Origin of the sequence: Mycobacterium marinum, assembly GCF_003391395.1 — a bacterium.
In the GTDB taxonomy this organism is placed as follows: domain Bacteria; phylum Actinomycetota; class Actinomycetes; order Mycobacteriales; family Mycobacteriaceae; genus Mycobacterium; species Mycobacterium marinum.
Map to the genome: position 1 here is coordinate 80,209 of NZ_CP024190.1, position 9,306 is coordinate 89,514.

The window sequence follows — 9,306 nt, forward strand, 5'->3', positions numbered from 1 at the left end:
TTTGCCGGCCGGTGGCGGTGAGGCGGACGGTTCCTGACCTGACCGCCCGGCGGTGTCAGCCTCTGCGGGCGACGTCTTTGCTCAGGATCTGGGGCCAGGTCTCGACGTCGGCCGGGGTGTGCGCCACGATGAGCGTCGACTGCGGCAGCAATGCGGCAAGTGATTCCGCGGTCGACAGCGGATGCGCCGGGTCGTTGATCCAGGCCAGGATCGTGGTCGGCACATCGATTCGTGCTAGGGCTTCACTGGTGGGAAGGTCGCTGAGAGCCGCACCGCGAAACAGTGATGGCAGCAACGCATCGGCGACATCGGGAACTGTTTCGGGCGCGCCGACCGTGGCTGGTGGCGGAGTCGCCGCACGCCCCCAGGCGATGAATGCCCCGACTCCCTCGGTCTCGATGATTTCGGCCGCCACCCGGTAATTGGCGGCCTGCGCGGGCCGGGTGTGCCACGCGGTGGCCGGCACCATCAGCGTGAGACCGGCGAAGCGGTCCGGCTCGCGGGCGGCAGCGTGCAGCAGTGTGCCGGTACCCATGGATGGGCCGACCCCATGCACCTGTTCGCCGGGAAACCATTTGTCGAGCAGCCGTAGAAGATCCTCGGCAAGGCGTTCCCACCGGTAATCTTGGGGAACCTTGCGCCCGGTCGACTTGCCGTGGCCGCGTGCGTCGTAGCGCAGCAAGCGGGTCCCGCTGAGCCCCCTGCCGAGGTCAAGATTGAGCACCCGGTCACGCGCCCGGCTGGAGGTAAGTCCGTGCAGTTGAACTACCGGGTGACCACCTTCGTCGCTCAGCTCTACCGCAAGCTCTGCTCCCGGTACCACGAAAGTGGACATCGCGCGACTCTTTTCACGATCGGCCGACTCGTCCCGGAGCCGACCGCGCTGACTGAGCATTCAGGCTATCTGGGGCGTTAGGGTACCGCCATGCGGCTGACCAACGTGGCGCACTTGCGGCTACCGTTCGGACGACTCTGGGGTTATGACGTGTCGGTGTCTGATCTCGGTCGGCAGCTTCCGGTGTCTTTTGACCAGCGCATACACGTAGCCGCGGGTGCGCGACCCGGCTCCTGGATGGCTCTGTCCATTCGATTGCCGGCTGGGGTCAGCCGGCAATCGCTGGCCGATGCGTGGCTGGGCGTGATCGCCCGCCACGGCACTCTGCGAACGGCATTCACACTCGGGGCGGACGGCGATCCGCAGCTGCATGAGATCGATGTTCAACCCGGCAAGTGGGTCGAGCATGAGATCGCCGCGGGCCAGGAGGTCAACGACGCACTGCGAGTAGTTCTCAACGCGACGTGTTCGCCCTATCAGCGGCCCTCACATCGGCTCTGCGTGTTGGAGACTGCCGCCGGATTGACGGTGGTCATCGCTGCCGACCACGCACATGTGGATATGTGGTCGATGCTCGTGATTGCCCGGGACCTGTTGTCGATGCTCGCCGACGCGAGGACCGGACGTACGTCGTCTCTGCAGCCGCGGCCCGCGTTTGTGGTGCACACCCAAGCGCTACTGGACCGTCCCCCGGCGCCGGATCGCGTGCGTGCGCGGTGGGCCCAAATCATCAGCGACAGTGGTGGGGTCATGCCGCGGTTTCCGCTGCCGTTGGGTGAGTCTGGGCCGCATCCGGAACGCGTCGAAGTGCGTGATGTGTTCGATGTCGATGACGGCGCCGCGTTCGCCGCGCAGGCACGCAATGACGGCGTCTCGACGTTGGCACTCGCGGTGGTCGCCATGACTGCGGTAACCCGCGAGTTGGCGGGAGCGCCGCTGCGCGCAGTCTTCCCCGTGCACAGCCGATTTGAAGAAAAGTGGCACGACTCGGTCGGCTGGTTCATCACCAATTCGGTGCTGGAGTCCGCGGTCGTCGAGCCGAACGCCGCGGCCGCCGCCGTCAAAGAAGCGGTGCAGCTTGGTTCCTGGCCACTCGCCGACGTACTGGCTCCGTGGGGCGGAATGCCAATGGCGCCTGGCATGTTCGCCATCTCCTGGCTGGACCAACTTAGACTTCCGGTGCGCATCGACTCCGTCGGACTCGACGCCCAGTATGTAAGCGCGAGGATCCACACCGATGGCGTCATGCTCTGGTTCATTCAGGACGAATCCGGCCTGCATCTGCGATGCCGCTACCCAGATACCGCGGAGGCGCGAACCAACGTGGGGTCCTGGCTGGACCTGCTGGTGGCGCGCCTGCAGGCACTGGCGCAGTCCTCGGTGCGAGGACTGTTGCGGGTAGCAGGGCGCACCTTCCGGGTGCAGCGCGCGACGCGCGAACACGTGGGAGTGATCGCCGAGCTGCTCTCCGACGACGAATTCGGTCAGGATCGCGAAGGCGCCGGACTCGAACGCTACGAGGCGGCCTACGACATCCTCGTTCGCAACCGATCCAACTATCTCGGAGTCGTCCTGAACGGTTCCGACATGGTCGTCGCGACCGTGCAATTGACCATCATTCCCGGCCTGTCCCGCGGCGGCGCCACTCGGCTGCAGATCGAGGGATTACGGGTCGCCAAAGCCGAACGCGCACAGGGCCTCGGTACCGCCCTCGTCGAGTGGGCACACAACTACGGCCGAGCTCACGGGGCGCAGTTGGCGCAGGTGACCACGGACGAGGCACGCGAAAGGGCTCGGGCGTTCTATCGCCGGCTCGGGTACCACGCCGCCCACGTCGGGCTGAAACGCACCATCTGAGTCCGGTTTATGCGCAGTGAACGTTTCAGCGGTGCCCAGGTCGTGCTCGGTGGGGTTCTTAGAGACACCGGTGCCGACCAGCGATTCTTCGTCGACAAGCGGCAGGACCTGTAGCGAGCCCGTGTCGCCGTGTCCGGGCGGGGTCTGCGCCGGGCGTCGAGGCGCAGCGAGACGACAAGGGCCGGTTGATGTTCCCGGGATTTCTTCTCCTCGCGCACAAGGGCTGAGGATGACTGAGCCACCCGAGAACGCATTCACCCCGGACGCCCACGGGCCGCCATCTCAGGGAACTCCGGGTCTATGGGCTCACGCAATGGGGCCGACGTGATGGCGGCCCTCATGGGCAGAAACACCGCAGGGAGAAAAGTCACTAGCATGACCACGCTGGCGTATACGAACACCACGGTGTACGCCTGAGACAGGTCGTGCAACAGGTTGGCCCCAAAATCGGGATTGAGGGTTCGCGGCGGTATCTGCGAAGGGTCCAGGGGGATCCCCCGTCTGGTCGCGCTTTCGTTAAGGGCTTCGAGGCGGTTCGCCGCGGCAATGTTGGCGCTGCGATTGAACTGGCTGGTCAGTATGACCGACATCAGTGCGGTGCTTGCCGAGGCGGACAGCTGTTGATTGACGCTAACCAGGGTCGAACCCCGCGCGATTTGGTGCGGGGCCAGGGTCTGCACCGCCACCGTGGTGAGTTGCAGCATGATGGAGCCTATGCCCATACCCACGATCGTCAGCCCGATAAGCAGGGTGGGTACGTAAGCGGCGTGCTCGGCGGCGCCGAACGCGAGAGTGCCCATGCCAACGCTGATCAGCGTTACGCCGCCCAACACCACCTTGCCGGCGCCGTGTCTGTCCATCAAGACGCTGGAGGTCGGTATGGTCACCGCGGCACCGAGCCCAAGCGGAATCATGTGTATGCCGACCTGCAACGGTGTTTCACGCAACAGCTGCTGAAAGTAACTTGGCACCAGCAGCACGGCGCCGGAAAACCCGGCGGCGACAAAGACTATCGTCGCATTGGCGACGGTCACCACCCGGTTCCTGAACAGCCGCAGATCTATCAGCGGACGGTCGGCGCGATAGAGAGCGTGAAAGACGAAGGCGCCCATCAGAACCAGCCCGGCGGTCGCCGGTATCAAGACATGGCGATCAGCTACGGTCCCGCGGGCTGGAACAGTCGACAATCCGTAGAGAAATGTTGCCAGCCCGGGTGACAGTAGCAGCATGCCGACTAGGTCGAGGGTTTCTGACGGTGCTGTGTGATCTCCGGGAAACGCGATGGCTGCAAGGGCTACCGTGATCAAGCCGATCGGCACATTGATCCAGAAGATCCACTGCCACCCGTAGTCGTCGATGAGCCAGCCGCCGAGTATCGGCCCAGCCATCGGGCCAAGTAGTAGCGGTATGCCCATCACCGACATGAGCCGAGCGAGTCGGTTGGGGCCCGCCTCGCGAGCCAAGATGGTAATGACCAGTGGCATCAATATGCCGCCACCACCGCCCTGAACCGCGCGGAAGATGATCAGACACGCGATGTTCGGGGCGACCGCGCACAGCACTGAACCTAGGGTGAACCCCAACACCGAAATCATGAAGAGTCGCTTGGTGCCGATCCGGTCGGCCGCCCAGCCTGACAACGGGATAGCCGCGGCTTCGGTCAGTGTGTAGGCGGTCACCGTCCAAGCGACGACGGCTTGATTTGAGCCAAAGGTGACGATCAGACTGCGCTGCGCGACACTGACGGCAGTATTGGCCAAATTCACTGCGACCGAAGCGAACACGCAGATTCCAGCAATCCGAAGCAGCGAACCGTCGAGTCTATCGGCGTGGCGCTCTCCCGCCGCCACTGAACTCCCCGTGCTCCCATCCGGCCGTCCCGGCAGATTCTGTTGCAACGCGGTAGCTTTCGCAGGAGTGGTATTCATCGGCAGCCGCTATACGCACGGCCTGGACAGCATCGGACCACCCAGGTTCGGCGGCTCGGTAGCGTGAACCAACATCGAATGACGCCCAGCTACACGCGCGCCGCTGTCGGCTCTTGCGAGACGGACGTGAGAAGTCGCTGACGCGTTAGCCGAGGGGGCCGTGAGCGGATGTTTAGTGGCCACCAGAACCAGCGGCCGAGTAGCGCGGCGATAGACGGGGTCATCAAGGAGCGCACAATCAACGTATCGAACAGCAGACCCAGGCCGATGGTGGTCCCGATCTGGCCTATCACAATCAGATCGCTGACCGCCATGGACGCCATCGTCAAGGCAAACACCAGGCCGGCCGACGTCACTACCTTGCCAGTACCGCCCATCGCGCGGATGATTCCGGTCTTTATCCCGGCCCCGACTTCCTCCTTGAGCCGGGATACCAGCAGTAGGTTGTAATCGGAGCCCACGGCCAATAGAACGATGACGGACATCGCGAGCACGAGCCAATGCAGTTCGATGCGGAGCAGGTGTTGCCACAGCAACACCGAGAGACCAAACGATACGCCTAGCGATAGCGCAACGGTTCCCACGATCACCAACGCCGCGACGAAACCTCGCGTGATAAGTAGCATGATGATGAAAATCAGGCAGAGCGACGAAAGCCCCGCAATTATCAGATCGTATTTCGAGCCGTCGGCTATGTCTTTGTAGACCGCGGCGGTACCGGTGAGGTAGATCTGGGCGTCCTCCAACGGGGTACCCTTGAGCGCCTCCGCCGCCGCGATATTTATCGCGGAGATGCTCGATATGCCCTCGTATCCCGCCGCGTTTCCTCTGTGAAAGATAAATAGCCGGGCCGCCTTCCCATCTTGGGACAAAAACATCTTCATTCCCCGTTTGAAGTCGGGGTTGTTAAAAACCTCTGGAGGCAGGTAGAACGAATCGTCGTTCTTAGCGGCGTCGAATGCTTGGCCCATCGCAGTCGAGTTCTTGCTCAATTCATCCATCTGATCGTAGATCCCGGACATCGTGCTGTGCATTGTCAGAATCAATGTCCGCATACCCTCCATGTTTTGGATCATCTGCGGAAATGTCGCGACGACCTGGGGGAGAATCCGATCCATGTCGGTTAGGTCTCCCGTGAGGGTGGTGAGCTGTTCGGAAACCTGGTCGACGCCGTCGAGGGCATCAAATATCGATCTTAGCGACCAGCAGATAGGTATGTCCGCACAGTGTTTCTCCCAGTAAAAATAGCTCCGAATCGGCCGCCATGTGTCTTCGAAGTCCGCGATGTGGTCACGCAATTCGTCGGTGACGCTCTTCATTTCGAGCGTATCGCCGACCATTCGATGCGTAGTTTTCGACATCTGCAGCATCAGATCGTAGGTCCGCTTCATTAGCGCGATAGTGCTCGTCAGCTGGTCCGCCTGCGTCAGCATGTCGTTCATGCGGTCGCGCTGGTATTTCATGTTTTGCAGCTGACCCGCATTCTGCATGCTGATCTGGAACGGTATCGACGTATGCTCGATGGGCGTGCCCTTGGGCCGAGTTATTGCCTGCACTCGGGAGATTCCCGGCACGTGAAAGATGCCTTTGGCCAACTTGTCCAAGACCAGGAAGTCCGCAGAATTCCTCATATCGTGGTCGGCGACGATCAGCAAGACGTCCGGCTTCATTCGGGACGGAGGAAAGTGACGATTTGCCGCGGCGTATCCAGCATTGGCCGGGATGTTGTCTGGCACATAGGTCTGGTCGTCGTAATTTGTCTGATACCCGGGCAGGGCGATCAGGCCAACCAGTGAGACGGCACAGGTTGCCGTCAGGATGGGAGCGGGCCACCGTACGACAGCGGTGCCAATCCGGCGCCAGCCGCGCGTCTTGATCTTCCGCTTCGGATCGAAAAACCCGAAGCGGCTGCCCAATGCGAGAACTGCTGGGCCCATCGTCAGCGCGGCGACGACCGCAACCAGCATGCCCGCGGCACAAGGGATCCCCATGCTCTGGAAATAGGGCATCCTCGTGAAGGTCAGGCAATACATCGCTCCGGCGATGGTCAAGCCGGAGCCTAAGATGACGTGAGCAACGCCTCGGTACATCGTGTAGAAGGCTGTTTCCGCGTCCTCGCCGGCCTGCCGAGCTTCCTGGTAGCGGCCGATGATGAATATGCTGTAGTCCGTACCGGCGGCGATGGCCATGGTTGTGAGCAAGTTAATGGCATAGGTCGACAAGCCAATAACCCCGTGCCACGCCAAAAAGGCGACGACTCCCCGCGCCGCTGTTAACTCGATTCCAACCGTAATGAGCAAAAGTGTCACGGTGACGATTGAGCGATAGACCAGAAGCAGCATGGTGAAGATCACCAAGATACTTATCATCGTGACGATGACGAGTGACTTATCTCCGGTGCGACTCATATCGGCGGTGAGTGCCGACGGGCCGGTGACGTACACCTTTATGCCAGGAGGTGGCGGCGTGCGCGCCAGAATCTGCCGCACAGCCTCGATGGACTGGTTGGCCAGCGGGCCCCCCATGTTGCCGGCGAGGTTCAGCTGCACATACGCGGCTTTGCCATCGGTGCTCTGCGCCCCTTCCGCCGTCAGCGGATCGCCCCAAAAATTCTGAATGTGCTGAACGTGCGTTGTATCGCTGCTCAACTGGCGAACGAGGTTGTTGTAGTAGTAATGCGCGTTGTCGCCCAGCGGCTGGTCGCCCTCCAAGAGGATCATCGCTGTGTTGTCGGAATCGGACTCCTTGAACAGCTCCCCGATGCGCCTCATCGCAACCGCCGACGGGGCATCTCTGGGGTTCATTGAAACCGAATGCAGCTGCCCAACCACCTCAAGTGGCGGCAAGCCCACGGTGAGATACGCACTCAGTGCAATCCAGCCGATGACGATGGGAATGGACAGCCTACGGATTGCGCAGGAAAGCGACTGCCGCACTGGGCGTTTGATAGTCACGCGGACTTTACAATGCAGAAGGTGTACGCGTTGATTTCTTGTGATATTCGCTCGGCCTTGATGACGCCGTCAACGATTATCCGGCAGCCCAATCTGTTGCTATCACCCTGCGCCACAATATTTCCCGTCAGTGATGCCGACGTTGACTTGATTTCCAGCGACCAGGGCAGATGCGCTCCATCAACCCGGCGCGGCTGGGCATTGACGTCGAAATAGTCGATATCGGCGACGGTTCCCGCTGGCCCGAAGATTTCATACGTCAGCTGTTTTGGGTTGAAAGGTGTGGCGTCGTCACTGGAGCCGTCGGTATAGAGCTCGGGCTTTTGTGAACCGAAGAATCCGTGAACACGCGATACGCTGAATGCGGTGACGCCGACCACCGTGACGATCACCAGTGGGATCCAAAGTTTGCCAAGAATCTTGAGAGCTGTCATCAGTTCACCTAGCTGCAGTTCTGCTGTTCGAGGACCGCGTCAGTCGGGGGATTCTTCGGCGCGGTTCGGGGGATGAAAGATGGGACTTCGTGGGTGCGCCTTCCGCGTCGAAACCTGGTCGACGGCCGGAGCGGAGCGGCGCGACGGTCGCGAAGGTGGTGTGCTGGGTGATCGGCTGGCTGATCACTGGGGCCCCTAACGATCGGGATTGTTGTCAGCACTGATGTCTGGCTACCCACCTAGAAAGCTGAAACCAATTCGCTTTTAGGCGTTAGGAATTCGTGCAGTTACTAGGTGCTGTAGTAGGTAGAACGTCAATAGCGGGCTCAACCGTACTGTCGCCCTTGGGGGTTGGCAACCCCGCCAAAATTGCGTGAATCCTGTGAGTTGGCTTAATAGCCTTTCGGGCCGAGATTGATGGAATCGCAAGTCGGCGAACAAATGTGACGTGTACTCGCCTTTTCGGGCGGAAACCACCCCAGTGCTTGGGAAACGCGTCGCGCACCGGCACCCATGTGCGACAGGAACAACCGGCCCGTGTTGGGGAAACGTCGTTCATCGGTTGCCCGCAGTGATCGAGCGCCGCGAGTCGTTCAGCTGCGGGTTTGTGAATACCTACCGGTAGGGAATTGGTCGCGGCCGCCGGCGGGGCTCGCGTATTCGATTGACTTGTAAAGCTAAGTCGCACAACGATTCAGGTGCTTTGCCGACTGCCGGTGGTGGCGGCGAGATGTCGGGCCGACCGGTTGAGCTGCGGAGACTGCGGCCGCGGGCCGGCCTCATTACCCGCCCCGCCCTGGCTGACTCCTGTGAGTTCACTGGGAGGGGTTGCGAAAGCACTTGGGCGGGCGTGAAATATGCGCTTGGCGCCGACGTTAAAACGTCAACTCGAAAGTTGTAATGCTAATGACTATCAGTCCTTTTGACGACGATAATGGCGCATTCTTCGTTCTGGTCAACCACGAGGAGCAGCACAGCTTGTGGCCGACCTTCGCTGAGATCCCAGCCGGATGGCAAGTGGTCTATGGCGAGGAGGAGCGCACAAAGTGTCTGGCATATATCGATGAAAACTGGCCTGACATAAGGCCGAAGAGCCTCCGCGAGAAGCTGGCGCGAGGTAGTCACGGCCACACCTGAGCCGCTGGCAAGCTCCCGAACCGAACTCGATCTGACGCGGTTCGCCAGGTTCGGTGACTCGGTGATGTCACGGCGAGGCTGGTCACGGCCTGACGGCCAATTTGTGGTCGCCGGCTGCCCGGTTCACCAAATTAGGGGACCCGCTCTAAGAAAGGCATTTC

Annotated in this window: 6 protein-coding genes; 2 read left to right on the forward strand and 4 right to left on the reverse strand. The window is 61.3% G+C overall.

The window, feature by feature from the left end; translation table 11 throughout:
- Positions 1-55: 55 nt before the first annotated feature.
- Positions 56-835 (reverse strand): alpha/beta fold hydrolase, encoded by a 780-nt coding sequence (locus tag CCUG20998_RS00415; protein WP_036456851.1) that lies wholly within the window; start codon positions 833-835, stop codon positions 56-58.
- A 90-nt stretch (positions 836-925) separates the two neighbouring features.
- Here CCUG20998_RS00415 and CCUG20998_RS00420 point away from each other — a divergent pair, with 90 nt between their 5' ends.
- The gene (locus tag CCUG20998_RS00420) at positions 926-2,692 is read left to right on the forward strand and encodes a GNAT family N-acetyltransferase (RefSeq protein ID WP_020731243.1); all 1,767 of its coding nucleotides are present in this window, start codon (positions 926-928) and stop codon (positions 2,690-2,692) included.
- A 254-nt stretch (positions 2,693-2,946) separates the two neighbouring features.
- Here CCUG20998_RS00420 and CCUG20998_RS00430 read toward each other — a convergent pair whose 3' ends face one another.
- The 3 genes from CCUG20998_RS00430 to CCUG20998_RS00440 all read right to left on the reverse strand — a co-directional run bounded on the left by CCUG20998_RS00430 (position 2,947) and on the right by CCUG20998_RS00440 (position 8,008).
- Positions 2,947-4,542 carry a DHA2 family efflux MFS transporter permease subunit gene (locus CCUG20998_RS00430; protein ID WP_020731244.1) on the reverse strand — a complete coding sequence of 532 codons (1,596 nt, stop codon included), beginning with the start codon at positions 4,540-4,542 and terminating at the stop codon, positions 2,947-2,949.
- A gap of 167 nt (positions 4,543-4,709) precedes the next feature.
- The gene (locus CCUG20998_RS00435; protein ID WP_036456852.1) at positions 4,710-7,574 is read right to left on the reverse strand and encodes an MMPL/RND family transporter; all 2,865 of its coding nucleotides are present in this window, start codon (positions 7,572-7,574) and stop codon (positions 4,710-4,712) included.
- Complete coding sequence (locus CCUG20998_RS00440; protein ID WP_020731246.1) at positions 7,571-8,008, reverse strand: MmpS family transport accessory protein; 438 nt, start codon at positions 8,006-8,008, stop codon at positions 7,571-7,573. The genes CCUG20998_RS00435 and CCUG20998_RS00440 overlap by 4 nt, the downstream gene beginning before the upstream one ends.
- Before the next feature lie 906 nt (positions 8,009-8,914).
- Here CCUG20998_RS00440 and CCUG20998_RS00445 point away from each other — a divergent pair.
- The gene (locus CCUG20998_RS00445; protein ID WP_020727606.1) at positions 8,915-9,145 is read left to right on the forward strand and encodes an MbtH family protein; all 231 of its coding nucleotides are present in this window, start codon (positions 8,915-8,917) and stop codon (positions 9,143-9,145) included.
- The last annotated feature ends 161 nt before the right edge of the window (positions 9,146-9,306 follow it).

Bases quoted from the DNA above. Each gene is read 5' to 3' on its own strand.
- CCUG20998_RS00420 (WP_020731243.1), top strand. From the start codon at position 926: ATGCGGCTGACCAACGTGGCGCACTTGCGGCTACCGTTCGGACGACTC.
- CCUG20998_RS00440 (WP_020731246.1), bottom strand. From the start codon at position 8,008: ATGACAGCTCTCAAGATTCTTGGCAAACTTTGGATCCCACTGGTGATC.
- CCUG20998_RS00445 (WP_020727606.1), top strand. From the start codon at position 8,915: ATGACTATCAGTCCTTTTGACGACGATAATGGCGCATTCTTCGTTCTG.
- CCUG20998_RS00415 (WP_036456851.1), bottom strand. From the start codon at position 835: ATGTCCACTTTCGTGGTACCGGGAGCAGAGCTTGCGGTAGAGCTGAGC.